The organism is Domibacillus sp. 8LH, assembly GCF_038806185.1.
Taxonomy (GTDB): domain Bacteria; phylum Bacillota; class Bacilli; order Bacillales; family Domibacillaceae; genus Domibacillus; species Domibacillus indicus_A.
On sequence record NZ_JAVJNG010000269.1, the window covers coordinates 1 to 248 of the forward strand.

General features: G+C 52.8%; 2 tRNA genes. Both read right to left on the reverse strand.

Going from position 1 to position 248, the window contains the following annotated elements:
• Position 1: 1 nt before the first annotated feature.
• A tRNA-His gene (locus RG959_RS24675) sits at positions 2-74 on the reverse strand.
• A 21-nt stretch (positions 75-95) separates the two neighbouring features.
• Positions 96-169: transfer RNA gene (locus RG959_RS24680), tRNA-Trp, on the reverse strand.
• Positions 170-248: the final 79 nt, after the last annotated feature.

Sequence of the window (248 nt, forward strand, 5' to 3'; positions counted from 1 at the left end):
GGGCGATCGAGGGGAATCGAACCCCCGAATGTCGGAGCCACAATCCGATGCGTTAACCACTTCGCCACGACCGCCATTATATCATATTATTTAATTGGCAGGGGCAGTAGGAATCGAACCCACACTGGAGGTTTTGGAGACCTCAGTTCTACCTTTAAACTATGCCCCTATAAATGGTGGAGGGGGGCAGATTCGAACTGCCGAACCCGAAGGAGCGGATTTACAGTCCGCCGCGTTTAGCCACTTCG